The sequence below is a fragment of the Stenotrophomonas sp. MH181796 genome, from assembly GCF_009659995.1.
GTDB classification, from domain to species: Bacteria; Pseudomonadota; Gammaproteobacteria; order Xanthomonadales; family Xanthomonadaceae; genus Stenotrophomonas; species Stenotrophomonas riyadhensis.
Map to the genome: position 1 here is coordinate 616,141 of NZ_RAHU01000003.1, position 25,391 is coordinate 641,531.

General features: G+C 67.0%; 21 protein-coding genes. 4 read left to right on the top strand and 17 right to left on the bottom strand.

The window, feature by feature from the left end; all coding sequences use genetic code 11:
• Position 1 precedes the first annotated feature (1 nt).
• Positions 2–700 carry an ankyrin repeat domain-containing protein gene (locus tag D5301_RS10180; protein ID WP_153855569.1) on the bottom strand — a complete coding sequence of 233 codons (699 nt, stop codon included), beginning with the start codon at positions 698–700 and terminating at the stop codon, positions 2–4.
• 121 nt (positions 701–821) lie between these two features.
• On the opposite strand from D5301_RS10180, the gene D5301_RS10185 reads away from it, so the two are divergent.
• Positions 822–1,703, top strand: a complete 882-nt coding sequence (locus D5301_RS10185; protein WP_100434859.1) for a LysR substrate-binding domain-containing protein — start codon at positions 822–824, stop codon at positions 1,701–1,703.
• Between the two features lie 173 nt (positions 1,704–1,876).
• Positions 1,877–2,314: a DUF3806 domain-containing protein gene (locus tag D5301_RS10190; RefSeq protein ID WP_153855570.1), complete on the top strand. Its 438-nt coding sequence runs from the start codon at positions 1,877–1,879 to the stop codon at positions 2,312–2,314.
• Positions 2,315–2,363: 49 nt separating this feature from the next.
• On the opposite strand, the gene D5301_RS10195 is transcribed toward D5301_RS10190, so the two are convergent.
• Positions 2,364–3,524, bottom strand: a complete 1,161-nt coding sequence (locus tag D5301_RS10195) for an amidohydrolase family protein (protein WP_153855571.1) — start codon at positions 3,522–3,524, stop codon at positions 2,364–2,366.
• Positions 3,525–3,707: 183 nt separating this feature from the next.
• Between D5301_RS10195 and D5301_RS10200 the strand changes: the two genes are divergently transcribed.
• Positions 3,708–4,349, top strand: coding sequence for a hypothetical protein (locus D5301_RS10200; protein ID WP_153855572.1), 642 nt, complete (start codon positions 3,708–3,710; stop codon positions 4,347–4,349).
• Between the two features lie 29 nt (positions 4,350–4,378).
• Here the strand turns inward: D5301_RS10200 and D5301_RS10205 are convergent, their stop codons facing one another.
• Together D5301_RS10205 and D5301_RS10210 are read right to left on the bottom strand one after the other, a co-directional pair.
• Entirely contained in the window at positions 4,379–5,005 is a 627-nt protein-coding gene (locus D5301_RS10205) for a hypothetical protein (RefSeq protein ID WP_153855573.1), read from the bottom strand.
• A gap of 110 nt (positions 5,006–5,115) precedes the next feature.
• Positions 5,116–7,842 carry a TonB-dependent receptor gene (locus D5301_RS10210; protein WP_153855574.1) on the bottom strand — a complete coding sequence of 909 codons (2,727 nt, stop codon included), beginning with the start codon at positions 7,840–7,842 and terminating at the stop codon, positions 5,116–5,118.
• 215 nt (positions 7,843–8,057) lie between these two features.
• Between D5301_RS10210 and D5301_RS10215 the strand changes: the two genes are divergently transcribed.
• Entirely contained in the window at positions 8,058–8,657 is a 600-nt protein-coding gene (locus D5301_RS10215; RefSeq protein ID WP_153855575.1) for a GNAT family protein, read from the top strand.
• Here D5301_RS10215 and D5301_RS10220 read toward each other — a convergent pair.
• From D5301_RS10220 to D5301_RS10280, 13 genes are all read right to left on the bottom strand, one after another.
• Entirely contained in the window at positions 8,654–9,427 is a 774-nt protein-coding gene (locus D5301_RS10220; protein WP_324187302.1) for a CDP-diacylglycerol diphosphatase, read from the bottom strand. The two genes, D5301_RS10215 and D5301_RS10220, sit on opposite strands and share 4 nt — an antisense overlap.
• A gap of 56 nt (positions 9,428–9,483) precedes the next feature.
• On the bottom strand, positions 9,484–11,181 hold the full coding sequence (locus D5301_RS10225; protein WP_164161587.1) for a DUF2235 domain-containing protein: 1,698 nt from the start codon (positions 11,179–11,181) through the stop codon (positions 9,484–9,486).
• Entirely contained in the window at positions 11,168–11,665 is a 498-nt protein-coding gene (locus D5301_RS10230) for a hypothetical protein (protein WP_164161586.1), read from the bottom strand. The genes D5301_RS10225 and D5301_RS10230 overlap by 14 nt, the downstream gene beginning before the upstream one ends.
• A 19-nt stretch (positions 11,666–11,684) precedes the next feature.
• Positions 11,685–12,548 carry a DUF4123 domain-containing protein gene (locus D5301_RS10235; RefSeq protein ID WP_194936626.1) on the bottom strand — a complete coding sequence of 288 codons (864 nt, stop codon included), beginning with the start codon at positions 12,546–12,548 and terminating at the stop codon, positions 11,685–11,687.
• 2 nt (positions 12,549–12,550) lie between these two features.
• A complete protein-coding gene (locus D5301_RS10240; protein WP_153855579.1) occupies positions 12,551–15,322 on the bottom strand; it encodes a type VI secretion system Vgr family protein in 2,772 nt (923 codons plus the stop codon).
• 119 nt (positions 15,323–15,441) lie between these two features.
• Complete coding sequence (locus D5301_RS10245; protein ID WP_153855580.1) at positions 15,442–16,059, bottom strand: decarboxylase; 618 nt, start codon at positions 16,057–16,059, stop codon at positions 15,442–15,444.
• Positions 16,060–16,177: 118 nt separating this feature from the next.
• Entirely contained in the window at positions 16,178–16,798 is a 621-nt protein-coding gene (locus D5301_RS10250) for a hypothetical protein (protein ID WP_153855581.1), read from the bottom strand.
• A 93-nt stretch (positions 16,799–16,891) separates the two neighbouring features.
• A complete protein-coding gene (locus D5301_RS10255; protein WP_153855582.1) occupies positions 16,892–17,437 on the bottom strand; it encodes a hypothetical protein in 546 nt (181 codons plus the stop codon).
• A 221-nt stretch (positions 17,438–17,658) separates the two neighbouring features.
• The gene (locus tag D5301_RS10260; protein WP_153855583.1) at positions 17,659–18,252 is read right to left on the bottom strand and encodes a hypothetical protein; all 594 of its coding nucleotides are present in this window, start codon (positions 18,250–18,252) and stop codon (positions 17,659–17,661) included.
• 2 nt (positions 18,253–18,254) lie between these two features.
• A complete protein-coding gene (locus D5301_RS10265; protein WP_153855584.1) occupies positions 18,255–20,456 on the bottom strand; it encodes an SH3 domain-containing protein in 2,202 nt (733 codons plus the stop codon).
• Positions 20,449–21,903 carry a hypothetical protein gene (locus tag D5301_RS10270; protein ID WP_153855585.1) on the bottom strand — a complete coding sequence of 485 codons (1,455 nt, stop codon included), beginning with the start codon at positions 21,901–21,903 and terminating at the stop codon, positions 20,449–20,451. The genes D5301_RS10265 and D5301_RS10270 overlap by 8 nt, the downstream gene beginning before the upstream one ends.
• Positions 21,900–22,466, bottom strand: a complete 567-nt coding sequence (locus tag D5301_RS10275; RefSeq protein WP_162622058.1) for an Ivy family c-type lysozyme inhibitor — start codon at positions 22,464–22,466, stop codon at positions 21,900–21,902. The genes D5301_RS10270 and D5301_RS10275 overlap by 4 nt, the downstream gene beginning before the upstream one ends.
• 5 nt (positions 22,467–22,471) lie before the next feature.
• Positions 22,472–25,231, bottom strand: coding sequence for a type VI secretion system Vgr family protein (locus tag D5301_RS10280; RefSeq protein ID WP_228756375.1), 2,760 nt, complete (start codon positions 25,229–25,231; stop codon positions 22,472–22,474).
• Between the last annotated feature and the right edge of the window lie 160 nt (positions 25,232–25,391).

Here is a 25,391-nt window from a genome sequence, read left to right on the forward strand (position 1 = left end):
TTCAGCGCACCGCGCCGTGCTGGCGCAGCAGGGTTTCAATTCCGGTATAGCCGCGCTGGCGCGCGTGCGCCAGCGGCGTCACACCGTCGCCGTCGGCCAGCTCGGGGTCGGCGCCGGCCTCCAGCAGCAGCTGCACGATCTGCACGTGGCGCGCGCCGCCGTCACCGAGCAGGATCGCTTCCAGCAGCGCGGTCCAGTGCAGGCGGTTGACATGGTCTACAGCGACGCCGGCACGCAGCAGCGTGCGCACGGTGGCGACGTGGCCGCGCTCGGCGGCGGGAATCAAGGCGGTGCCGCCGTAGCGGTTGGTGCTGCGCAGGTCGGCGCCATGCGCCAGGGTCATCGCCAGGATCTCGTCCAGTCCACGCGCGCCGGCGTACAGGTAGGCGCTGTCCTGCATGGCGTCCTTGGCATTGACGTCGGCGCCGGCTTCGATCAGTTCACGCGCGGCGTCTACATTGTTGCCATGCGTGGCAAGCAGCAGCGCGGTACGACCCTGGCCATCACGCGCCTCCAGATCGGCGCCGTCCTCCAGCGCCCCACGCACTGCCTCGGCATCGCCGCGGGCGGCGGCATCGCGCAGGCGGGCATCGGCCGAGCCCGCGGTGGCCGAACAGGCTGGAATGACCATCGCCAGCAGGCACAGCAGCAACAGGCGCCCCACCGGAGCGGGCCAGCGATGGCAACGATGGATTCGCATCTTCGGTTCTCCTGTGCGGCGAGCACTGCGGGCGATGCCGGTACAACCGGGGCGCGGTGCTTGCTGCCCCCTCCCCTGCATGGTAGAAGTCGTCACGCGCATCCAGAAGTGAAATGTTCAAATGCAAGACAGTGCCAAATCGAATAGAACGCTGTTCGAACTGGACCTGCTGCGGGCGCTGGTGATGGTGGCCGACTGCGGCAGCTTCACCACGGCGGCCACGCGCCTGCATTCGACCCAGTCCACGGTCAGTCAGAAGGTGCGCCGGCTGGAGGAACTGGCCGGGCATCGCCTGCTCGAACGCGGCCACCGCGACGTACACCCCACCGACGCCGGTCATACCCTGCTCGGCTACGCGCGGCGCATGCTCGACCTGAACGAGGAAATGGCACAGGCGCTGGCCGGCGCCACCGTGGAAACCGCGGTGCGCATCGGTGTCCCCGAGGACTTCGTCAACGCACAGACCACACGCATGCTGGCCGCTTTCAGCCGCCGCCATCCACAGGTGAAACTGGAGATCAGCAGCGGCCTCAGCCGCGACCTGGCCCACGGCTTCGACCACGGCGAGCTGGACCTGGTGCTGGTCAAGCAACGCCGCAACACCCGCCAGGCGGTGCACTGCCGACGCGAGCCGATGCACTGGATCGACAGCCTGCGCAGCAGCTGCCTGCTGCAGGACCCCCTGCCGCTGGTGACCTTCCCGCCGCGCGGGCTGTACCGCGACGAGATGATCCACGCCGTGGAGGCGCTGGGCCTGCGCTGGCGCATCGCCTTCACCAGTTCGTCGCTGAGTGGCATCCAGGGCGCGGTGGCCGATGGCATCGGCATCAGCCTGCTGCCACGCCGCGCGGTCACCCGCGATCACCGCATCATCGATGGCGAACGCGAGCTGCCGGTGATCGACAATTACGAGATCGGCCTGCTGCATCGTGCCGACGCAGATGATGCCGTGCGCGCGCTGGCCAGCGAACTGTGGCGCCAGGTGCAGCGCGAACCGGATTGACCACCGCACCAGAGGTAGTGCCGGCCGCTGGCCGGCAACCTCGACAGCCACATTGTCCAGCGCGGGCATGGATCTCGCGCATTGATCATCAATATCTGATCAGACCTGCCGCACCAGGGCACTGCATCGCCGGCTACAGTGCCTGTTGTTTCCGTGCTCCACGGCGCCTTGCCATGTCCGACGAAATCCCCGCCCGCTTCGATCCCCTGCCCGCTGCCCTGCAGACACACCTGCAGCACCAGCGTTCGCTGATCGCTGCGCGCGTGGCCGCCGGCTTTCCGACGCTACCGGTGCAGTGGCCGCTGCCGGCCGCCACACTGCAGCGCGTGGTCGATGCCGAGCTGATCGACCGCAACGACTGCGATGGCTGGGAAGCGCTGGGCGTGGCGTTCGGTGACACCCTGGCCCAGCGCGTGCCGGGCCTGGCCTGGATGCAGGTCACCGATGCCTGGGGCATTGATGCGGTGCTGCGTTATGCCGACAGCAGCCTGCAGATCGGCGCCAGCACGCTGCTGCTCAAGCGCGTCGAGCAGGGCGAGGTCATCGACATCGCCCATCTGCTGGCGTGGCTGGAAGAGTTCGTCGCCACCCGCGCCGACGACTACGTCTGAAAAGCCGCCGAGCATGGCTCGGCGCTACACGGGTTGGCCCGGCGTGGATCTACAGCCAGCGACCGTCGACCACTACGCGTCGTTCCACCGGCACCCCGGCCACAGCGGCCGGGCCGTGATCGGCACGCGCCGCCACGAAAGTGGCCGGATGCCCTTCCACAAGACCGTACTGCGGCAGCCCGATCACCTGCGCGGCCTGGGTGGTCACCATGTCCAGCGCCAGCATCAGGTCGGCATCGGTATGGAAGCCGGAGCGGTAGCCCAGCAGCATCGCCCGTTGCAGCAGGTCGCCGTTGCCATACGGCCACCAGCAGTCACGGATGTTGTCGTTGCCGGCAAACACGCGCACGCCGGCATCATGCAGCGCGCGCAGCGGCGGGAACGCATGATCACCCGGCGCGTTGCTCATGATCGCTACGCCGGCCGTGGCCAATGCTTCGCCCACCTGCAGCGCGCGCGACAGCGGCACGTCCCCCAGCGAATAGGCATGGCTGACCGCCACCCGCCCCTGCAGACCTGCCGCCCGCGTACGAGCAGCGATGCGCAGCAGCTGGGCCAGGCCGGTTTCGCCGGGCTCATGCAGGTGAATGTCCAGCTGCACGCCATAGCGCTCGGCCAGGCCGAACAGCAGCGCCAGCTGGCCTTCGGCATCGCCATCGAGCGTGGTGGGGTCGATGCCACCGAGCACCTCCACGCCAGCGGCGAGCGCCTGCTCCAGTACGGCGGCGGTACCCGGGCAGGACATCACGCCGGCCTGTGGGAACGCCACCAGCTGGACATGCATGATGTCGGCACAGCGCAATGCGGCCTCGCGCACCGCTTCCAGGTGACGCAGGCCGGTGCTGCCATCGATATCGACATGGCAGCGCATCGCCACCGTACCGAAAGCACTGCACTGGCGGATCAGCGCCTCGGCACGATCGACCATCGGCGCCGCAGCCGCCACTGCCGCCTTTTCCACCGCCAGCCGCTCACGCAGGCTGTTCACCGGCTGATGCGGGTGCCAACGGTCGCCGACGAAGCTCTTGTCGAGGTGAATGTGGCCATCGACCAGCCCGGGCAGCACCGCGAAGCCCTTCAGATCGACGCATTCCGCCTCATCGGCAGGCACAGCATCGCCATTGAGCCCGCTGATGCGGCCATCACGGATATGGAAATGCAGCGGTGCGCCATCGCGGTCAACGCCACCGTGGACGAACTGCAGGGTCATCGGGAACTCCAGGAAAGCCAGGACTGGCGCCATCCTGCGCCTCGACACAACCATCGGCCAACGAAATATCTGGATGGCACGCATTCACCAGAGCGATGAATGCCCCTGCGACCGCCGGTCGCAGCGACACCGTGCACACCGCTGAACGGGTACCATAGGCGCCTGTTTCCGCTGTGATGCCGCATGGGCCCGTCCGACCGCCACGATCGTCTCCGCCGCTGGCAGGCCGCGTCCCTGCTCGCCGCCGCGCCGATCGCCAGCCTGTCCGCCACTGATGCTGCGGCCGCTGCGCCGCTGCAGTCGCCGCCGGGCCAGCAGCGCATCGCCCCGGCTGCACTCGTCGAGCGCCTGCACCAGCGCGTGCTGTCCGGACAGAGCGCGACCGCCACCCTGGAACACTGGTGCGCCGAACATGGGCTGGCCGAACAGGCACGGGTCCGCGCGGTGCGCGTGCACGGCCAGGACAAGACGGCACCGGCCGACGTGCTGCAGGCACTGGGCGCGAAACCCGGCACCGACCTGCGCTATCGCCGCGTGCAGCTGGTCTGCGGCAGCCGCGTGCTGTCCGAGGCCGACAACTGGTACCTGCCTGGCCACCTCAGCCCGGCCATGAACCAGGTACTGGACAGCACCGACGAACCGTTCGGTCGCGTGGTCGGTCCGCTGGGCTTCCAGCGCCAGACCCTGGCCGACCAGACCTTCTGGCCGCCACGCGGGGAAGGCGACCACGGCGTGATCCTGGAAGTGCGTGCCCTGCTGCGTGACCGCCAGCAGCAGCCTTTCAGCTACGTCATCGAGTCGTACCTGCTGCAGGCGCTTCCGTAACACGCCGTGGCGCCGGGCATCCGCCGGTGCTACGGGCCCGCCATGCCGTTGGCGGCCGGGTCCACCGAGAACACGAAACGCCCACCGTGCTGGTCCCTGCCCCATGTCATCGGCGCCGTGGCAAGGCTGTAGACCGGGGCTGCCTTGTCCATGCCGATTGCTTCGGACCAGGCGCTGAAATCCTCATCGGTGCGGCTGCGGATCTCGCCAACACACAGGCTGTAGCCGCAGGCAAGGGACACCAGCGTGCCGTCCTGGCCCATGAGACGGCTGGCGGCCGTCCTGTACAGGCGGGTCAGGTCCTGCACTTCGGGGTGGCCGGCCGCATCGCGCTCGAACTGGCTGATTGCCTGCGCGAAAGCCTTGTCGGAACCCAGCAGCGCCTCGCTCTTCTGCACGGACACCGCACCCTCGCTCAGCAGCATGCGCTCGCCCTCGAGGAAGTGCCCCTCCGTTCGCGCGGGCCCAGCGGCAGCCGTCGTGGCGCTCGATGCCGTTGCCGCGCGCGATGGCCCAGCGTGCTCCGCCGCCCGCGCGTGAGACTGCGCAGGCGCGGCATTGGCCACCTCCGCGGCATCGTCCACGCTGGCCGCCTGCTTGCCACTGCAACCTGTAACAGCCAGCACTGCAATCACGCTCCACACCCTGACATCCATGCGCATCCTCCTCCGGGTAGCGTCACAGCATGCCACGCACGCAGCGGCTACACGGGTGCACTGCACAAAGAAAAGCCCGGCAATGCCGGGCCTTTCGTTCGCCTGCAGGATCAACGGAACCGGTAGTCCAGCTGCACCCAGTACTGGCGGCCATACGGATCGTAGTTGCCGACCGGATAGAACGGCCAGCCGCCTCCGTTCTTGTCCGCCGGTGGGCGGCTGTCACGCAGGTTGTTGACGATCACACCCACCGACAGATTCTCGCCGAACTGGCGGAACACGCTGGCGTTGTAGGTCATGTACGGCGCAATGCGGCCACTGCCATCGGTCTTCGGCAGCGAGCCGAAGCGGTTGCCGTACAGCGTGGTGGTCCAGTCACCCTGGTTCCAGGTGATGCTGCCGTTGGCCTTGCTGCGCCACTGGTAGTCATCCAGCGAATTGCGGATGTCACGCTCCGGATCATCGGAGAACTGTCGGTATTTGTGCTCCAGCACCACGGTGTAGGCCAGGCGCGTGGTGAAGCGGCCATAGCGGCCGGCATCGAAACGCCAGTTGCCCTTCAGGTCCAGGCCACGCACCGATTCGGAGGCCGCATTGATCGGATTGATCAGCACACGGGTCACCTGGTCGGGCTGCACGGTGGCATTGGACGGATTGCGGATCACCCGCGACAGCGCGTCCTGGCACAGCGGCGAACCGATGTCACGCGCTTCGCCGCCCAGCGTACGGCCCAGCCGGCAATCGGCCTCGTCGCGCAGGATACGGCTGGTATCGAGGCTGGTCACCTCGTTGTCGATGCGGATGTCGTAGTAGTCGGCACTGAAATCCAGCCCGGCCAGCGGCGACCAGACCACACCGAAGCCATACGACTTGGCCGTTTCCGGCTGCAGCTGCGCGTTGGCGCGGTTGCTGTAGTCGATCGACAGGCCGTTGTAGTCGCAGTTGTCATACGACTGGCCGGCGGTGCGGCAGCGCCAGTAGTCGGTCATGCCCGGGTTGTAGCCACGGGTCTCGGTGGCGAACACGTAGTTCATGTCCGGCGCACGGAAGCTGGTCGCCGCAGAGCCGCGGATCAGCAGGCTCTCGATCGGGCGGAACTCGACACCGAAGCTCCAGGTCGCCTTGCCGATGTGCTCGCCGCCGGCACGGTACTGGTCATAGCGTCCGGCCAGCGTGGTGGTCAGCGACTGCAGCAGCGGCAGCTGCAGTTCCACACCCGCGGCGTAGCGGTCACGCTCGCCGCCGGCACCGATACCGGCGCTGGTGTTCCAGAATTCACCGGTTCCCAGCCGCGGGTCCGGGCGGTTGCGGTAGCCCTGGCTGCCGGCTTCGACCACCGCTGCCAACGCAGCGTCACCACCGGGCAGCGCGAACAGGCGGCCGTTGACGCTGGCGCTGAAGGTCTGCAGCCACGCCGCGTTGCGGCTTTCCTGGTAACCGGACAGGCCCTGGTACTCCTCCGGCGTCAGCGGTTTGAACAGGCGTGCCGGGTCCGGTGCATAGACCTCGACGCCGTTGCGCACGCCCAGCTTCGGGCCAAGCAGGTATTCGTTGATGCCGGCCAGCAGCACCGGACGACGGGTACGGTTCTCGTAGCGCGAACGGCTGTAGACCGCTTCGTAGTCCCAGCCGCTGTCGCCGATCTGGCCACGCGCGCCGACATTGAACGACCACGAGTTTTCCAGGAAACGGTTCGCGTTGCGCGGCAGGCCACCGATTTCTTCCGGCGCGAAGCGGCGGTACCAGCTTTCCAGGTTGCCGGTGGTCTGGTTGTAGAAGTAGTTGCGGGCCGAGGTCCAGGTAGGCGCACGGGTGTTGTTGGTGATGCGCGCACTGCCCACCGCCAGATCGGCGAACAGATCGGTGGTCTGGTTGACGTGGAAGGTCAGCAGGCCATAGCCGTTGAGGTTGCGCTTCTGGGTCTGCACGGTCCAGTAGCTGGCGGCGGCCTCGTTGCTGCCGCAGTACCACCCCTGGCGCGGGTTGTTGGCGCGGAACACGCTGCCGCCATAGATGCCCGACGCCGCGTCGCAGCCAGTGACGCCCGGATCGATGTTGCGGCCAGTGGCGGCATTGCGGCGATAGGCGATCGCAGTCGCCTGCGGCGCCTTGCCGGCCGGATCATCGTCCAGCGAATCCATGAAGTCGCGCTGGCGCGCATGGATCGCCTTGCGCACGTCGAACTCGAAGCCGAACAGCCCTTCCCAGCGCTCGCCGGAACTGCCACCGACCACCTGCACGCGCTGGTTGTCACCGCCGCCCTGCAGGGTGCCGCCAGCGCGCACGTTCACGTCCACACCCTCAAAGCGGTCCTTGAGGATGATGTTGACCACGCCGGCGATCGCATCGGAGCCGTATACCGCCGACGCACCTGCCGCCAGGACCTCGATGCGCTCGATCAGCGCACTGGGAATGTTGGCCAGGTTGACCACGTTCACCGAGCCCTCATAGGCCAGCGGGTAGTCGGCCTGGCGACGACCGTTGACCAGCACCAGCGTGCGGTTCGGGCCCAGCCCGCGCAGGTTGATGGTGTTGGCGGCCGGGGTGAAGGTGTTGCCGAAGTCCTCGCCCTGCACGTTGCCGGTGTTCTCGGTCAGCGCGCTCAGCGCATCGAACGCGTTGCGGTAGCCCTGCGCGTCGATCTGCTCGCGGCTGATCACCGTCACCGGCGACGGCCCTTCGACGCTGGCGCGTGGAATGCGCGAGCCGGTGACCTTCACTTCCTGCAGCGAGGTGGGTGCGCTTTCCTGCGCGAAGGCCGGCAACGAGACCAGCATCAGGGACGACAGCGCGAGCACCAGCGGACGCGGGCGCAGCGCCTTGTGAGAGGCGGACATGGGCTTCCTGGGGGAGTGGGTGGTGGTACGGGGCCAGCGGCCTGTGCGGCACATAACGATCCCGTAACGAAAGTGTCCTGAATGGGGGGTTTCAACGGAAATGACCAGCCCTGATGGGCTTATGCCTGAACCGAATCAGACCCGGCCCCAGGCCCGCCCCGTTTTTGCAATGTTTTGAATGGTCTGGCTCTGCGGGCGAGGCCATCGTTGCCGGGATGATGACCTCGTACCCGCCCCCTACCCTTCCCCCCCTGCGCCCGGTGCTGCGCCGCCACCTGCTGCAGTTGCAGGCAGCGCCGGTCACCCTGCGTCCGTTCCAACGCACCGATCTGCCACGCTGGCGCCTGTTCGATGACCGCCGCCGGCGCGGCCGCCGTCACCCCGGCGGCATCGACGAGGAAGCCCGCTTTCTCGCCAACATGCATCGTTCCCGCCTGGAGCAGGACAACGACCAGCTGCTGCTGGGGGTGTTCGACGATGAACACAGCACGGTGCTGGACCAGCTGCACATCCGGCTGCAGTCACTGCACGCGCGCAGCGCCGAACTGTTGTCGCTGCAGCATTGGCACCCGCATGCCGATGCCGCGCTGCGGGCACTGTGCCCGTTCCTGTTCGAGGATGTCGGCCTGCATCGCCTGTTCGTGATGCTGCCGCCGGACTGCAGCGCGCCATTCGCCAACGCGCTGCGAGCCTTCGGCTTCGAACAGGAAGGCGTGCTGCGCGACCATCATCTGGGCCTGGAGGGCTGGCAGGACCGCCAGTTGCTGGCACTGACCGCGCCGATGTGGCGCCGCCAGCATCCGGCGCTGGACTAGCGCACCCGCTCCAGCGCGTTGCCGGCACCGGTCAGCACCGAGCAGGCGTGGTCCTGCAGCTCTTCGGCGCTGGCCTCGTTGCCGGTGCCGGCGTCCACGCGGGTGGCCAGCAGGATGAAGCCGGGGCCACCCTGCACTGCGTCCCGGCCAGCCACGACCAGGCTCCACTGGCCCACGTCGTCCACGCCTGCGAGGTCATGGGCCAGCAGATTGAGCGGATTCGCGGTCAGCTCCGCCCCTGGCAGCAGGCGTGCCTGGTACTGATGGCCGCGCAGCAGCACCGGCAGCGCTGCCCACTGGGTGCCCAGCTCACCGGCATGGGCATCCAGTGCCTGCAGCACGTCGGCACGCAGGCAATCCACGTGGATATGCAGCTGATGCTGCGAGCGGCCATGCGGTGAATTCAGTGCCAGGCTGGCGACGCTGCGCGGCAGCGGTTGGCCCAGCGCCAGCTCGGTATGGCTGCGCGCCCGCCAGGCCGCCGCGAAGTAGTTCGGTGCCCCCCGCTGGTAGAGACCGCGGTTCTCGATCCCGCTGACCTTGTCCAGCGGCATCAACAGGAACTGGTAGTCGCCATGCGCATCCTTGACCAGCACATCGCGCCGATCCGCCGCCGTCTCCACGCGCAGGCAGTCGCCGCGCGGGCCCTCGGCGCCCCGGCAGTCACGCTCGATCAACCGCCACAGCGCATCGGAATGGGCCGGCGGCGGAGGCGTACTGGCACAGCCAGCCAGAACGAACAAGGACAACAGCAGCAACAGACGGGACACGGCACTCACATCGATGGCACGACCCACGGCCGCGCCGCCTAGTGTAGCCTGCGCCCTCAGCCAGGCAGCGCCTCCGGCGCCTCGGCTTTTTCCTCCACCTTGCCCGGCGTGTACTTGGTCGCGCCGAAGTACAGCACGCGCCACTGGCTCAGGTTGCCGATGAACCAGTGCGCCACCGAGTCATGGCCATAGCCATCGAAGAACGTCTCCACCTCCGGCGGCAGCAGCGTGGTGTTGTCCCACGACTCCAATGTGACGCGCTCGGCCATCGTCAGCGTCGCACCGCGTTCACGGCGCCGGCGCAGCCCGACGATCTTGCCCAGCATCGTGTCGTTCTCCTTCTCCAGCCCGCGGCGTTGTTTCCGCACGGCAGACAGCTCGTCATCGCGGGCTTTCAGTTCGTCGGAAACCCGGTTCCACTCGGCAGTCCTGTCCGCATTGCCCTGCTCGGCCAGATGCAGATTGTCATTGCTCCACGGGGACGGCAGCTGCGACTGGCGGCGACGCAGGGTCCGCACCTGTTCACGCAGCGCATCCTCGCGCGCGGCCAGGCGTTGCATCGATGGCAACTTGTCACCGCGCGCCACGCGCACGCGCAGCCAGCGATACAGCAGCTCCATGTGCGAGGCCTGCACGTCTTCCATGCGTCCACGCTTGACCCGCACCGCCTGCAGATAGGCGTTGAACACCGCCTGCAGCTCAGGATCCTGCTTGTCGAACTCGGCCTTGACCTGATCTTCGAGGAGGCTGATCGGATTCAGCAGCACACCACCGGCCTGCGCCATGTCGTACATCTCGTTCAGCGCAAAGCGCGCGATGCTGTTCTGCCGCCCCTGATGCTGGGGGTCATAGCCCCCGCCCACGTCCGAATGCACGCCGGGGAACCAGATCTCCACCGTGTTGGCCGGATACAGCGCGTGCTCGCGGGTCGAATCCAGCGGGAACTGGCCGCGCAGCTCATGGGCAGCGGTCATGTGCACCGACTGCTCCACGATTTCCGGAACGCCCATGCCTTCGGCCCAGCCGGTATGGCCATTGCGGTAATTCACTGCGGCGGCTGCCAGGCTCGGCCACACCGAGCACACCGTGTCGAACACCCCCATGAAACCGATCCGCAGGGGGATGCGTTCGCGGTACAGCCAGGTGCCGTCAGCCTGCCGCCGGCAGCGCGCGGCGAGGTCGCGGGCGAACGCCCGTGCCGAGGCCGCCCCGCGCGAAAACCCCAGCACCGACACGCTGACCACCAGGATCCGCATCGGCTCCGGCTGGGTATCGATCAGTTCGTCCAGCGCCTGCAGCGCGAAATCGATGCGCTCGCGCCCCCCCTTGCCGATCGACAGTCCCAGCAGGCCACCGCTGTCACCGACTTCCGGGCATGGCGTCCCCACACCGGACAGGTACTGGCGCTTGCTGTTGGGGCGATCCCTTACATGCGCGTCGTAAAGGCGGGCGATGTTGGAAAGGGCCCGCTCTCCCTTGTCCTTGTCCAGTTCCTCCTGGCGATTGTTGCCGGTGCCGTCGAAGAACACGCTCAGGTGCAGGCTCTGGGTACAGCCCGTGGTGGCGGCCTCCTTGTCGGGTACCGTTTTACACATCGCTTCCTGGCGGCGGCGGCGCTCGGCATCGCTCAACGGGCGTGTGCCGCGGGCCAGCCGCGCCGTGCGCGCGGTGCCCTCGGCCTGGGCTACCGGATCGGGAGTGCCGGGCTCGAGATCCACCTGCCCCGGAATCGCGGTCGGATCAGTACTGGTCATGGTCCTTGTGCTCCTTCGGCACTGGCATGCGCCGCACATTCCATTTGTTGACACCCTTGTCCAGCAGCTCGGCCTCGACATGGCCGTCCGGATAGAAATGCAGCAGCAACGTCGCGGGGTTCGGCGGATAGGGGGTCTTCAGCGGCACCACGGCCTCGCGTGGCACGCGGTGCCCTTCACTCAGGTAGCGGTTGGTCGCCAGGTCATAGCGATTGGCCTCGATCCAGCGCACGCGCACGCTGTCCGGCCCCTTGCCCTGCGGCGCCCGCGGGCCCATCCCGGAGCCGCCATTGGTGTACCCGTCCAGCCCGCCCAGATACTGCCCATCGACGCGCACGTCGGCGAGGTAGTACGGGCTGTAGTTGAACGCAAACAACGACATGATCGGCGTCTTGCCGCGTGCCATCGCCCGGCTGCAGCCCACGCCCATCACCAGCACGGCGATCACCGCCAGCATGCTCCACCACAGGTACTTGTTGCTCATCATCGCGATCCCGCTCCGTTCAATCCCAGCTTTCTTCCAGGGGCCAGACTTCGTCGCCGATATCGGCCGCGCTGCGCCGCCCGCTGGCGAAGTCCTGCAGGCGCTGCTGCCATGCCGGGTCCTCGCCGAGATCCGTACCGGCCAACAGCGCCCAGGTCGCCACCATCACCACGCGGCGGCTGTCTTCGATGCCGGCCGCAGCGGCCGTCGCCACCACGCGCCGAAAGAAGGTGTACCAGCGCGCCCGTGGCAGGCGCGCCAACAGCTCGGGGTCGGTCAGCTGGAAGTGGTCGATCAGGGTATAGGGGTAGCTGGCGTCGATCAGGGCACGCCGCTGCGGTGCCTCCAGTACCCACGGTGGTTCATGCGGATCCTGCGCGGCGTCGTGCAGATCCAGGTGCGCCCATTGCAGGTCGTGCCGCAGGTACCACCAGCGCTCCCCCAGCGCCAGGAATGCACGGCACTGCGGCTCATCGAGCACCTGCACCCACCAGGGCAGCACGCGTGCATCGAAGAAGCGCGCCAGGAACTCCTTGCCGTTGGGGTAGCTGGCATCCAGGCGCCGTTGCAGGCGCTGCTGCAGCGCCTCTGCGGTCAGGGTCGTGTCGATCAGGCTCAGCAGGCCCGGCGAGCGTGCCTGCGCAGCCGCCCGCTGCAGGAAGCGCTCAATGTCCATGTCACGCGGCAGCCGTGCCAGGAACACGCTGGCGTCCTCGCTGCCGTCGGCCAGCAGGCCATCAAACAACCGCAGCGGCGTCCACGGCAGCGTACGCAGCACCTGCGAGGGTTGGCCGCACTGCGCGCCATCCAGCAGCACGAAGCGCTGCGCTTCCGCTTCCAGTGGCGGCAGCGCGAGAGGTGGGAAATGCCAGTCCCGGGTCACGCTCAGCCTCCCTTCGGCGTCAAGGGCGCCGCGCGTTGCGCCGCCAGCAGCAGGCATTCCTTACACACGGACTGCGGGAACACCGGCAGCGGGTAGCGACTGCCTCCCCCCGGCAGGAATGACTTGCGCCCTGCGTGCACCGTGATGCGCCCGGGCGCATTGAAGACGATGTTGCTGCCGCTGATGGTGATGCTGGCACCCGCCGAGGTGGCCACATGGACGGTGCGGCCCGCTCCGAGTTCAACAGCGCCCTGGGCGCTGGCAGCGCGCAGCGACTGCCGCGACTGCATGCCCACACGATCCTGCTGCGCCTTGATATCCAGCACCTGCTCCGCACTGGCCATGGTCAAGGCAGGCACCGTTGCATCGGCGCCCTGCAGGGTTGCGGCCAGCACACCGATGGCCTGGCGGCCGTGCCAGCGCGCCTGCCCCATGACCGTCGCATCGCTGTGCTGGCCACTGCCCAGCACCAGGGTTTCACCCTGCGCCCACTGCAGTCCCTGGCCGGCCACCATCACCGCACCAGCGGGGGCAGAGAGGCCAAGCAGCGCGTCGCCGCTATGCGGAACGGACCCTTCTGCCGCCTCCGCGCTGCGTTGAGGGGCGGCGCCGACCGCCGCCTGCATCGTCTCGCCGGGCACCGTGCTGCGTACGCTGGCCAGCAGTACAGGCAGCGGCGCGCGCGCACCATCCAGCCGGGAGTGCTGTGGCGACTGCACCCCGAGATGCGACGCGGGCTGCACCGTCAGGTGGGTCGCCGCGGCGCGGGCCTGGCGCTCGGCGAGTGTCGCCAACTGCTGCAGCAGCGCCGCGGCCTGCGGGGTGGCGCCGGCCGGCTCCTCGCCACGATGCTGATAGGCATCCATCCAGAGCCCGCGTTGCCCGCGGACACTGCCCCAGGCATCACTGCGCAGTTCGAAACCCGTACCACGCAGGCTGCCGCGATAGTTGTCCGCCCGGTGCCGCAGATGACCCAGCGCCAGCGCCGTGGTCTGTTGGCTGCTGGCCAGCTGTGCGCCCAGCTGCTGGTCGCTGTCGTCGAACAGCAGGTGGTTCCAGCCCTCGCCCTGCCACTCGCGGGACTGAACGCCCCACAGCGCGCCGGCGTTCCGATGCGCCGCTTCGCCCGCCGCCGCCGCATGCCAGGCCGGTGCCTGGCCACCGCCCAGGTTGGCCTGCGCGCTGCCCCCTCCATCGCGTGCCTGCGCATAGGCCGAGGTGTCCAGCTCCGCGTTCGCCCCGGCCGGTGTCGGCGCGACCCCGGCCTCGCCGCGCCCGTTGTACAACGCGCCCAGGACCAACGGGCGGTCGATGTCACCCTCGAGGAATCCGATCAGCACCTCCTGGCCGATACGCGGCAGGAACTGGCTGCCGACACCGGGGCCGGCATAGCGCTGCGCCACGCGCAGCCACGCACTGCCCGCATCACCCTGCTCGCCCTGGAAATGGAAACGCACCCGGATCCGTCCCAGCGCATCGGCATGCAGTTCACCGCCGTCACTGCCCTGCCCAGCCACCACGATCGCAGTCTGGTAACCGGGCGCCAGCGGTCGCGGATTGCGCCGGGCACCGGTGCCATCGTCCAGCACCGGGCGCCAGCGCTGCTCCCGCTGCAGGGCGACGAAATCCTGTGCATAGCCCTGCTCACGTGCCTGGCCAAGCAACGTACCGAACGGATCGGGCGCCGTATCCGCGGCCAGTGCATGGCGCAGGTCTGTCGGCAGATTGTTCACGCCCGCATGCTCGACCGTCACCAGCACCAGCTCCGTCGGCAAGGCGCCCGGCGTGCCGGTCAGCACCCAGGCCTGTCCCGCATCGGCGCTGCGGACGCTGCCGCGCCCGCACCACTGGCGGGCCTGCGCGTCCAGCGCTTCCACCACCAGCCGCGCATGGTGCTGCAGCTCGGCCGCATCGGCGAAGGCGTGCGCCCCCACCGGATCGTAATCCTCCCTTGCCCCTTGCGCTGCAGCCTGCACCGGCAGCTGGCCGGCCAGCGAGCGCACGCTGCGGTAGTCGCTGCTGTGCAGCTGCACGTCGGTGCTCTGCAGGCGGCGCAGCTGCCCCAGCTGCTGCACGCCATCACTCTGCTCGGTGCCATCGGCGCGGTGGAAGCGGATGCCACCGGCTGCCTGCGACGCGGCGGCTTCCGGCAGCAGGGTCGAATCGGCGAACAGGAAAATGCCATGCCCCGCCGTTGCGTCCTCCGCCTCCTGCACGCACCAGCCCAACCCTTCTTCGGCCAGCAGCCGCTGTACGAAGGCCAGATCGGTCTCGCGGTACTGCACGCAGTAACTGCGGGGCCGTGAGCGGGACAGCATCCCGTCGACCTCATCGCTCCAGCGCCAATGGGCATGTTCGGGGTACGCCTGGAACACCGCATCCAGGATGTCGCGCACGCTCTGTTCCTGGAAAACACGGCTGCGGCGCGCCTGGTCGAGCCACCAGGTCCAGTCACGCAGGGTGACCCGGTAGCGCGCCAGCCCGCCATCGCTGCCCACGCATCGCGCATCGGCAATGACGCCGTGGCGCGGCCAGTCCCGGCCATCGGCCAGCCGTGCATGCAGGCACGCCGGTTGCCCAAGCCAGCCGGCCAGTGGCAGCGACGCGTCCAGCGCAAGCACATCGATCTGCAGCTGCCGCCCTTGCGACAGGGCATCATGGCCCTGCCAATGGTCGACAACGACCGCCGGCGTGCCGGGTAGATCCAACCGATACAGGCGGCTGCCGGCCTCCAGGCCCGCTGCCTGCACCATGAGGTTGCGAATCGCTTCCATGGCGTTCCTACCGTTGCTGCCCCGGTAGCCGGAGGCAGGTCCTTCCCCTGTAGGACGACGGTAGCAGATGGAAAACCACGGCGCACGCCCGCGCCGTCACGCCGGATTAACGTTCCGGATCAATAGGTTCCGTAGGAGACTTCCACCGCCACCGGCTTGCCCCCGTCCTGCACCGGTTGCAGGGTGAAGCGGTCCAGCGCGCTGCTGTCATCACCCAGTGGCGTGCTGCGGAACTGCAGGCGATAGGTCGCCCCGGCCTGCACGCTGCCATCGGGCAGCAGCCGTGCGCTGGCCGGAAGCAGCAGCCCGCCCAGATCGCTGTAAGCCTCCGCCGCATCACTGAAACCGTAGTCGACGAGTTCATCGGTGCGACGCATTTCGTAGACCCGCGTCGGCCAGGGAGGTGCCGCACTACGGCCATTGCGCAGATCGGTCACCCACTGCTCCGGCAACTGGTAGACCTTGCGCAGCGCGGTGTCATCCAGCTCGGCACTGGCTACCTGCAGGCAACACACCACGCGCTTGCTCTCGCGGTCGTAGATCGAGAAGCGCGCATCGCGGGCCACGGCCGTGGGCAACAGCGCGAACGGAACGTCCCGCAATGCAGGCTCGGCACCATCGCGGGAACCGAGATTGCGCCAGCCGCCGAAGGTCGGCTCAGCGGCCTGCGCCAGCGGCGCAGCCAGGCAGAGAGCCAACGCCAGTCCACCGGCGGCGCGTCCGATCCAGTTCTGCATGTCGTTCATCCATCGATGGCGTCAGGCCAATCAGTTTCGTGAGGATGCCATGAAGGTGGAGCGGTTGCCATGCCATGCGCTCCGGCCGGCGAGCCCGCCCCCGCCCATTGAAAACCCATCACTGGCCTTCGGGCGCCATGTATGCAGTCTGGTGTCCGGTAAAGCGGACACCATCGAATCCGAAGCAGAAGCGCCCGTCGTTGATCGAACGGTAGGCCAGCATCGCTCCGACCAGGCAGAACTGCTGCGCATCCACGGATGTGTCCACCTTTCCATAAGTGGTCGGCTCTCCTTTGCTGGACAAAGGGCCGGACAATGCGTCGATCGGCAACGGATACACCACCCCGCTCCGGGCGTTGATGACGACCACCGAGCGCTGGAAGTACTCAGGCCATTCCTCCAGCTCCGCCACGATGTAGTGCCCGTTGAAGTTCGGCCGCTGCTCGGCGAGCACCTTGTCGATCTGGGCACGATGACGATCATCACAGAAGTTGATCGGACTGCTCAGGAAAGCGCACCCGGAATGAGGGGAGAGCATCTTGACGCCGGCATATCGTGCGTTGCCCGCTGTTGTTGCAGGCACTTCCTTCGTCGTGGTGACCACCCCCGTCGGCGGCACAACTGCGGCCGGGTTCTCCGATGAATTCGGCTTCCCCGTGCAAGCGGCGGCCGAAAGAAGAAGACTGAGCAACAGCACAGGCTGCAGTCCCCGCCAGACGCTGGTATTGCCCTTCATCATCGTTCTGCGTTCCAGGATTTCGACAAGAAGCGCGCGAACCGCCGGTGTGGACTCCACGTTTTCCCTGTTCGCGCCATCGCCTGCCCTTCTTGATCAGGCCCAATCGGGCGTACATATCAACTGTGACTTCTGTGCATCACCGGCCTGGGGGCCCAGCATTGGCCTTTCGCCGCGCCGGCTGCGCGCATCATCGGGAAACTCCGATCCCAGCGCCATGCGGGTTCGCGCACGCGCCTGGTCCAGTGGCAGATCGATCAGGATGCCGATGGGCGTGGGTGCGGTTCCCAGATGGGCAACCACCCTGTAGATCGGTAGGCCATGGAAATCGGCCTTGACGCAGAAGTACGCCATCCCGAACGCCTCATCGCGTTCGCAGGGTTCCGGCGTGTGCAGGGCCAGGTAAGGGTTCGCGGGCCGGCCTGATTCAGCACTGAGGTACCAGCCCTTCGGCTGGCAATCGAGCAATCCGTCAAAGAGCGTTTCAGTGCTGTCCGGATCACCCGGCAGCGGTGGCTCCGCCTGCGCGGCATGGGCGTCGGCCTTGATCTGTGCCTCGATGGCGGCCTGCGCACGGCGGGCGGTGTCGGCCTGCTCGACATCCTGTGAGGTGGCTTGCCGGCACGCCGCCAGCGACAGCACAAGGCTGGCCAGGAACAGCTGACGCAGCGCAACGGGGCGTTGACGATTCACTGACCTGTCCTGGTGCATGACTCCCGGCCTCCCAGAGGTGAAGCGCCCGATTGGCACGCAGAACGCTGCGCCGCATCACCCACGGGCGCAGCAGACCGACGTCGATTCCCGTATGCCTGCGGCCAACCGCGCGCACTGTTGCGGGCCACCGCTGACGCCCGGTCCCGAATCTAGTAGGTCCCGAACGGAACCTCGATCTTCAAGGCCGCCCCGCCCTTGGCCGGCTTCAAGGTGTAGGTATGAACACCACCGTCTCCATCGGCCAGCGAGGTCTCGCGGCGCTGGACCGTATAGCGCTCGCCGGCGATCTCCAGGATGTTCGCCCCCACCGCCCGCGCGTCCGGCGGCAGCAGCAGGCCTCCGGCGGCTTCACGTTCTTCCTTGAAGGTATAGCTGCTCATCGCACCCTGCACCTTCAGCAGCTGGACATGCGGGCGATAGGGCGCGGCATCGAGATTCCAGCCATTGGTCAGATCGGTGACCCACGGCCCGGGAATGTCAAAGCGATCCTGGAGCTCGCTTTCGCCCACCTCGGCACTTTCCACTGACAGGCAACACACTACCTTGCCCGCCTTGGCATCGTAGACCGCCCAGCGACTCCCCGCAGCTGCGGCATGAGGCAGCATGGAGAAGTGGAACTGCCGCTCCAGATCACTGTCGGAGACCCTGCGCCAGCCGCCCACTTCGGGAGGCTGCGCATGGCACCCCACTGCGAGCGCGACACCCACTACCAAAAGAGCAGCTCTAATCACGAAACCCGCCATCTTCAGTTGCCTGTCTTGGACCAATGGGGATCATCGACCTTTTTCGGCTTGCCGTCGTAGTTCCAATGCAGGACATCGTAACTGGCACCCACGTCGATGATGTCACGCTTGCTGCCGATCGTCACACTGGTGCCATCGGCCTTCTTCACCGTCTTGCCGATGCCCCAGGCAGGACTCAACCGCATGTCGATTGCTTCACCGCCATTGTGGTTTGATCGGTAGGGCTTGCCGATGGCGCCTGCAGCACCGTAGGCGCTATCCATGGCCTTGGCTCCCTGCTTGGCGGCCTTGAGATCCGGCTTGCCATTGGCATCCAGGTGCTGCCAATCGATGTTCACGGCCGCATCGCCATTCTGCGGCTCGAACGCTGGCACCGTGGCTGGATCCGTGCCATTGACGATTTCCCGTGCGTAGTACATCAGGTACGAGCGCTGGGGCGGGCGCAGCGTCGTATTGATGTTCACGGTCACACCGGCCTCATCCAGCGCCGCGAGGAAGCGGGTGATGTTCGACTGGAAGGGCTCCTTCAGATCCGCAACGTTCTTGCTCTGCTTGAACCGCTTGTACCATTGCGCACCGCTCTTCTCACGCTCGCCGTTGTAGCTGTCGTCCTTGCTGGGTGCCGCGTTGGCATTGGCCGTGGCGACCGCGGAGTAGAAGTTGTTCAGCAACCCGACCGGGTGCAGGTGGAAGACCTCCGGCGCGCCCGGGAAACCCTTCACATTGGGCGCCACATCCTTCCACCAGCGCAGGTTCTTGATGCGCAGCTTCTCCGCGCTCCATTCCACAGCGCCGTCGAGCATCAGCGGATCCAGCTCGTTCCACTTGGCGTCTTCCCCGCCCCACTCGCTTTCGTAGCGGACAATCATCCGGCTCAACGCCTGCGCGAGCAGGGGCTGCTTGCTGGCTGCCTGCAGTTCAGGCTTGCTGATATGCCCATTGCCGTCGGTGTCCAGCAAGGCGTGCAGCTTCTGGATCAACGCGCTGCGCTCAACCTTGTCCGCACGCATGCGATGGTCGGTCACCTCATGGGGCTGCATCATCCCCAGCTTCACCAGCGTCGCCGCCATCATGTCGACCGGCTGGATGCCCCCCTCCTCCACCGTCTCGAATCCCGGCCACGCCCAAGGCGACTGCCAGCCCACCTTGGCGTGCCCCGCCTCGCATGCCCAGCCCAGCACAAAACTACCCGGCTTCTCGCCGCAGGCAGCCACTTCCCACCAGGCCTTGCCATCACTGTCCAGCGCACGTTTCGGCGCAGGCAGCCGCTCCAGCTCTGCGCGGGACATCACCCGCACCAGGCCCACGGCCTCACCGTCGGGACCATCGGCACGCAACGGGTGCTTCTTCCACCACTTCATCCCACACGCCGAGCACTGCTGCAGATCCTTGCGCAGGATCCAGAACGGCTCTCCCAATGGCATCCGCATCTCGCGCCGCTGGTAGTTGTGCTTTCGCGCTTCCTTCTCCGACTGGGTACGCTGGGTATCGGCAGGGCCTACGAATACACCGGTGAACTGTCCATCCTTTGCGTTTGCATAACTTTTGCTGCTCGCAGAATAGGCACCCAGCGCCTTGCGATCGAACACCTTCAACTCCGAACGCTGGACAAGCGTCCACGCGCCCAGGCCCGAGTCCTTGAGCTGGATCAAGCCAGGCTCCGGCTCCATCACGCCGTCCGGATCGGCCGCCTTCTTCAGGCGCGCGCCCTTCTCGATCACGAACAGGCTTCCTGTTCCCGGCGGCAGCAGCGACGCATAGCGACGCGACTTGGCCAGGAATACGGGAAGCTCGCTACCGGCGAAAACCTCCAGGTGCATCAATGGGCGTATGCCACGCTTGGGCAACGGCTGGGCATCCACGTACTGCTGGTACTCGCCGACATGGCCCAGCAGTGCGCCTGCACCGATCGCGATCGGCTTTTCGGGAATGACCACCTTGTCCAGCTGGACCGGTTGCTTCGGACCGGGATCAAGCTCGGGCATGAATATCCAGCCCTGCTTCGCGGCTGGGTCAACGGCCTCGCCCGGGCGAACCGGTGCGATCTCGCCTTCGAGGATCCGGTCAATCTGTGCCCATTTGTCCTTGCGGTTCTTCACGGTGATCCGGGCACCGCGCGGCAACAGGCCCAACCGGGCCGAGCGGCCGCTGGCCTCGCTGCGGATGTTCAAACCGATGATCGGCGCGGGTGCAGCCTCACTCATCTGCGTGTGCCTCCTGCACGACGTTGTCCCATTCCTTCACCTGTCCAGGCCCCCAGCCCAACTGCTCCAGAGCGTCGGCGACATCATCGGATTCACCCGAAGTTCCACCGCAATCGCAGCCGATGTGGTCATCCTCATCGATCGATGCCTGCGCCGCCGCAGGCGGCGGTGGCACCTCCTGCGCGTCCTTCGCTTTCTCGCCCACCACGAACTCGTTGCCCTCGGTCCAGAACCCGGGGCGTGCGCGCTTGCGATCCTCCTGATAGCCCGTGAAGTCCATCAGGTGCATGTAGAGGCTGTAGAAGGAAAGCTCGGTTCCCGGCTCCGGCGCGGCGGCTGGCTTCGAATCCTTCGAATCCTTCGAGTCCTTCGCAGTTTTCGTGGCGGGTGCCGGCGCGACCGCCTTGGACGGAGCGGTGGCGGCAGCAGCCGGAGCGGCCGCCGTCTGCGGCGCCGCAGGAGCGCTGCCCGCCGCCGTCGCAACCTTCTTGTCCTGTGCTTCCTTCGCCGCCTTGTCGGCCGCCTCGAATTTCGCCTGTGCATCGGCCGGCAGCTTCAGCGTATGCCGCACCAGCACGAAGCCCTTCGAATACAGTGCCTTGCGCTGCACCTGCGGGAAGGTGATTTCCGGATAGCGTTCGTCGATCCGGTAGGCCACCACCTCGCCGTCCTTGATGCAGCGCACGCCCTGGGTCTGGTCCAGCACGGTGCCACTGCCTGCATCGAAATGGACGCCCCCATGCCACAGGCCGCTGGCCCCCACCGGGAAGAAGCCATCGTCGACACGCGCCAAGGCGCCTTCTTCCTGGGCAGGAAGGCCGAGGTACATCGCGCCATCAAAGGCATCGCTCTTGCCCTGCCCCGGGAAGGGATACATCCAGGTTGTCTGCGCCTCTACCGGCGCGCAGCAGCCCAGCTCGTAGCCCCCGAACTTCTTCATGTACTTCGAAACACTCGACCCGTAGGCGTCGGTACCGTCCTCCGCCCCGCCGGTACGCAGGAACGCAAGCACGGCAGGGCGCACCCATTGCCCGGTCTTCTTGTCCGGCTTGCCCGGGCCGTAGCCCTTCAGGTGGGCGGCGGCAATGATGCCGGACTCGGTCACCACGAAGCCCTTCATGGTCTGACCGATGAACTTGGTCGTGCCGAAATAGCGCCCCTGCCGGCAGAGTTCGCGCATCCACTCCTCGCCCGCCTTGTCCTGCATTGCTTCGTCCGCAAGGAACACCTCGCGGCTCGTAGCACCGTTCTTACCCGTCCAGTGGCCCTTCCACTCCTGCTTTTTCTTGATCTCGGCCGTCGTCTTGTAATACCCAAGCTGCATCAGCGCCTGCTCACCGAACTGGTACTTGCCGATGTAGTTATAGGTATTGATGATGCCGATGTCTCCGCTCGATTCCTCGAAGCCGACAGCATCCAGGAACGCCTTCAGGTTTTTAGCACTCATGGCTCGCCCCCGCAGTCACCCAGCCGCCTGACCATCTCGAGATTCACGGGCTTGCGTGCATCGAGCACCGCGCGCTGCGCGTCTGATGGATTGCCCAACCAGCGCACCTCACAGTTCAGGATCAAGCGGCCGACCATGTGCCTGTCTGCAGGATCGTAGAGTGCTGCCAGCTGTGTTGAGCCGCAGGCATGTGCCTGGCAGGCGGAGTACAGCCACCAGGTACGCCCTTCGATCGACAACGGCTTGCCTGCCGCACTGGGCCCGGTCAGCAGTCGCGCCTTCAGCGACGGTGCTTGCTTGGCGGGCACCTCTGCCAGAAGGGTATCGAATGCCTGGGTCACCACTGCATTGCTGCGCCCGCAGCCATCGGGGGCCGACAGCCCCTTGCCGACGAGGGCGAACAGGTATGTCGCCAGGGGCTGCTTGGCGCAGGTCGGCTGCGGAAGATCGATGGAGGCGTCTCCCGGGCGGGCGCCGCTTGCATGCGCGTCCAGTGGCGCTGCTGCAGCGCACTCCCACGACAACGCCGCCACCAGTGGCAGCAGGAATATCGTCTTCTTCATGTTCTTCATCCTGAGAAACCGATGATCCGTTTCTGCTTCATGTTGCCCAGCACCCACGTCGGCAACTCGCTCTTGTAGTTGCTGGGACCGAGGAAGGATTTGCGCTGCGCGTGGACAGCGATCGAACCGGGCGCATTGACCACGATTCCACCATCGGCCACGGTGATGCTGGCGCCTCCTGACGTAGCGATATGCAGCGTTTTGCCCGCAGCGAGCTCGATGTGGGCCTGGCCACTCGCACCGCGCAGGCCCGAGCGCGCCTGGATGCGAATGGAATCTGCCTGTGCCTGGACTTCAAGCGCCCCAGTGCCACTCACAACGGACATCGCTGCAGCTGCCCCGCCTTCCTCGACGGTGGTTGCCAACAGGCCCAACGACTGGCTTGCATGCAGGCGGGCCTGCCCCATGACCGTGGTATCGGAATGCCCGCCGCTGGCCAGAAGCAGTGCTTCGCCGCTGCTCCACATCATGCCCTGACCGGCGACGTGCACTACCCCGTCGGGTGCCGTCATCCCAAGCAGAGGAGCGCCGCTATGGGGAGTCCGTCCTTCACCGGGCTCGGCACTGTGCTTAGGGGCTTCCGCGACTCCCGACGTGTACTGCGTCCCGGCAACCACCGTTCGGACAGCTGCCGTCATCGCCGGCAAGGGGGCCTGCTTCTGCACAATGCGCGACCGCATCGCCCCTCTCGCCCCCTCCTGCATCGCCAGCGGGCTGGTCACGTGCTTGCGCGCGGCCTGGGTGAATCGCTCGCCCAGCGTCTGCAGCTGGGCCAGCAGCGCGGAGGGCTGCACCGCCTCGCCCGCGGGCGCGGACGATCGATGGCCATAGGCGGTGAGCCACACGCCCGCCGTCGCGCGTACCGCACCCCAGGCATCGCTGCGCAGTTCGAAACCGGTGCCACGCACGCTGCCGACAAAGTTGTCAGCCTGGTGCCGAAGATGACCCAGCGTCAGCTGCGATACCTGCTGGCTGCTGGCCAGCTGCGCACGCAGCTGCTGGTTGGAATCGTCGAACAACAGATGGTTGCTGCCTTCACCGCCATCCCATTCGCGCGAGCGGATACCCCACAGCGCACCGCCCTGGCGATGCGCCTGGTCGCCCGCGCCGGCCGCATGCCACGCCGGTGCCTGGCCACCACTGAGGTTGGCCTGCGCGCTGTGGCGTGCATCGCCGGCCTGGCCATAGGCCGACACGTCGCCCTGGCCACTGGCACCAGCGGGCGTCGGCACCACACCGGCCTCGCCACGCCCGTTGTACAGCGTTCCCAGCACCAGCGGCCGATCGATATCGCCATCCAGGAAGCCGACCAGCACTTCCTGGCCGATCCGCGGCAGGAACTGGCTGCCAACGCCAGGGCCGGCGTAGCGCTGTGCCACGCGCAACCAGGCACTGTCGTGAGCGCCCCCGCCCTGTCCCTGCTGGAAATGGAAGCGCACGCGCACACGGCCCTGGCTGTCCGCATGCAGATCCTTGCTGGTGCCGCCCTGCCCGGCCACTACCACGGCCGTCTGGTAGCCCGGCACGGTCGGGCGCGGATTCAGCCGGGCACCGGTGCCATCCAGCAGCAGTGGCCGCCACGGCGTGCTGCGTTCAACCGCCTCGAACCGGTTGCTGTAGCCCACCGCATCGGCCTGCTGCCACAGCGCCGCGTCGTCGCTCTCGGCCGGCGCGACACCGAACGCATCATCAAGGCTGCGCCGCAGGTCGGTCGGCAGGTTGTTGATGCCGGCATGGTCCACGGCAACCAGCAGCAGCTCCGGCGGTGTCGCGCCCGGCGCCTGCTGCAGCCGCAGCCAGGCCCCCGATCGCAGGCCACGCACGGTGCCCTGTCCGCGCCAGCGTCGGCTGTGTGCTTCGCGTGCCTGGGCCAGCAGCCGCGCCTGGCGCGAAGCGGCGGCACCATCGCTGAACGCGTAGGCACCCACGGCATCGAAATCCTCGCGCGCCGACTGGCTGCCACCGCCGTCCATCGGCGACTGGCCGGCCAAGGCACGTACCTGTCGGTAATCATCACTCTGCAGGCTGACCGTGGTGCTGGCCAGGCTCCGGCACATGCCGATGGCCTGCACGCTGTCACTGGCTTCGGTGGCATCACTGCGATGGAAACGCACGCCGGACCCGGCGCTGGTCGCATCCTCCGGCAACGCCACGCTGTCGGCGAAGATCTCCATGCCATTGCCGCAGGGAGCCTCTTCATCGGCGTACAGCCGCCAGCCCAGCCCCTCTTCGGCCAGCAGGCGCTGCAGGAAATCCAGATCGCTCTCGCGGTACTGCACGCAGTAGCTGCGCACGCGTTCGCCCAGGAAGTCATCGACCCCCTCGGCCCAGCGCCAGCGCGCGATGTCCCCATGCCCGGCAAGAACCGCGTCAACGATCGCGCGAACGGCCTGCTCCTGGAACACACGGCTGTGGCGCGCGTGCTGCAGCCACCAGGTCCATGACACCAGATGCAGACGGTAGCGGACCAGTCCACCATCGCCTCCAACCCGGGCGGCATCGGCCACCAGTCCGCTGCGCTGCGATTGCCCACCGTCAGCCAGTTGCAGGGTCAATGTGGCACGCGTTGCAGGCAGTGCCTCCAGGGCAGCATCCGCATCGGTGGAAAGCACGTCTACTTCGGTCCACGCGTGTTCGCCCAACGCGTCACGTCCACGCCAACGCTCCACGGTGCATGCCGTGAATGCGTCGGACTGCAGGCGATACAGACGCTGGGCGTCGCCAAGACCGGCGACCTGCGCCATCAGGTTGTTCAGCTGATCCATGCCATTTCCAGAGTGAAAGCCGCACGACTCTCGGGTGCGCGGCGTCGGTTTCCAGCCAATAAATCTACCAGATCGTGGTGTTCGTCAAAATCACGGCGCAAGATCGGGCAATGAACTGCGTTCTCCGTCACATAACTGACGGAATGCCGTATTCAGCCCC

Coding starts and splice junctions, on each gene's coding strand:
- D5301_RS10180 (WP_153855569.1), bottom strand. CDS start 700: ATGCGAATCCATCGTTGCCATCGCTGGCCCGCTCCGGTGGGGCGCCTG.
- D5301_RS10185 (WP_100434859.1), top strand. CDS start 822: ATGCAAGACAGTGCCAAATCGAATAGAACGCTGTTCGAACTGGACCTG.
- D5301_RS10190 (WP_153855570.1), top strand. CDS start 1,877: ATGTCCGACGAAATCCCCGCCCGCTTCGATCCCCTGCCCGCTGCCCTG.
- D5301_RS10195 (WP_153855571.1), bottom strand. CDS start 3,524: ATGACCCTGCAGTTCGTCCACGGTGGCGTTGACCGCGATGGCGCACCG.
- D5301_RS10200 (WP_153855572.1), top strand. CDS start 3,708: ATGGGCCCGTCCGACCGCCACGATCGTCTCCGCCGCTGGCAGGCCGCG.
- D5301_RS10205 (WP_153855573.1), bottom strand. CDS start 5,005: ATGGATGTCAGGGTGTGGAGCGTGATTGCAGTGCTGGCTGTTACAGGT.
- D5301_RS10210 (WP_153855574.1), bottom strand. CDS start 7,842: ATGTCCGCCTCTCACAAGGCGCTGCGCCCGCGTCCGCTGGTGCTCGCG.
- D5301_RS10215 (WP_153855575.1), top strand. CDS start 8,058: ATGATGACCTCGTACCCGCCCCCTACCCTTCCCCCCCTGCGCCCGGTG.
- D5301_RS10225 (WP_164161587.1), bottom strand. CDS start 11,181: ATGACCAGTACTGATCCGACCGCGATTCCGGGGCAGGTGGATCTCGAG.
- D5301_RS10230 (WP_164161586.1), bottom strand. CDS start 11,665: ATGAGCAACAAGTACCTGTGGTGGAGCATGCTGGCGGTGATCGCCGTG.
- D5301_RS10240 (WP_153855579.1), bottom strand. CDS start 15,322: ATGGAAGCGATTCGCAACCTCATGGTGCAGGCAGCGGGCCTGGAGGCC.
- D5301_RS10245 (WP_153855580.1), bottom strand. CDS start 16,059: ATGCAGAACTGGATCGGACGCGCCGCCGGTGGACTGGCGTTGGCTCTC.
- D5301_RS10250 (WP_153855581.1), bottom strand. CDS start 16,798: ATGATGAAGGGCAATACCAGCGTCTGGCGGGGACTGCAGCCTGTGCTG.
- D5301_RS10260 (WP_153855583.1), bottom strand. CDS start 18,252: ATGGCGGGTTTCGTGATTAGAGCTGCTCTTTTGGTAGTGGGTGTCGCG.
- D5301_RS10265 (WP_153855584.1), bottom strand. CDS start 20,456: ATGAGTGAGGCTGCACCCGCGCCGATCATCGGTTTGAACATCCGCAGC.
- D5301_RS10270 (WP_153855585.1), bottom strand. CDS start 21,903: ATGAGTGCTAAAAACCTGAAGGCGTTCCTGGATGCTGTCGGCTTCGAG.
- D5301_RS10275 (WP_162622058.1), bottom strand. CDS start 22,466: ATGAAGAAGACGATATTCCTGCTGCCACTGGTGGCGGCGTTGTCGTGG.
- D5301_RS10280 (WP_228756375.1), bottom strand. CDS start 25,231: ATGGATCAGCTGAACAACCTGATGGCGCAGGTCGCCGGTCTTGGCGAC.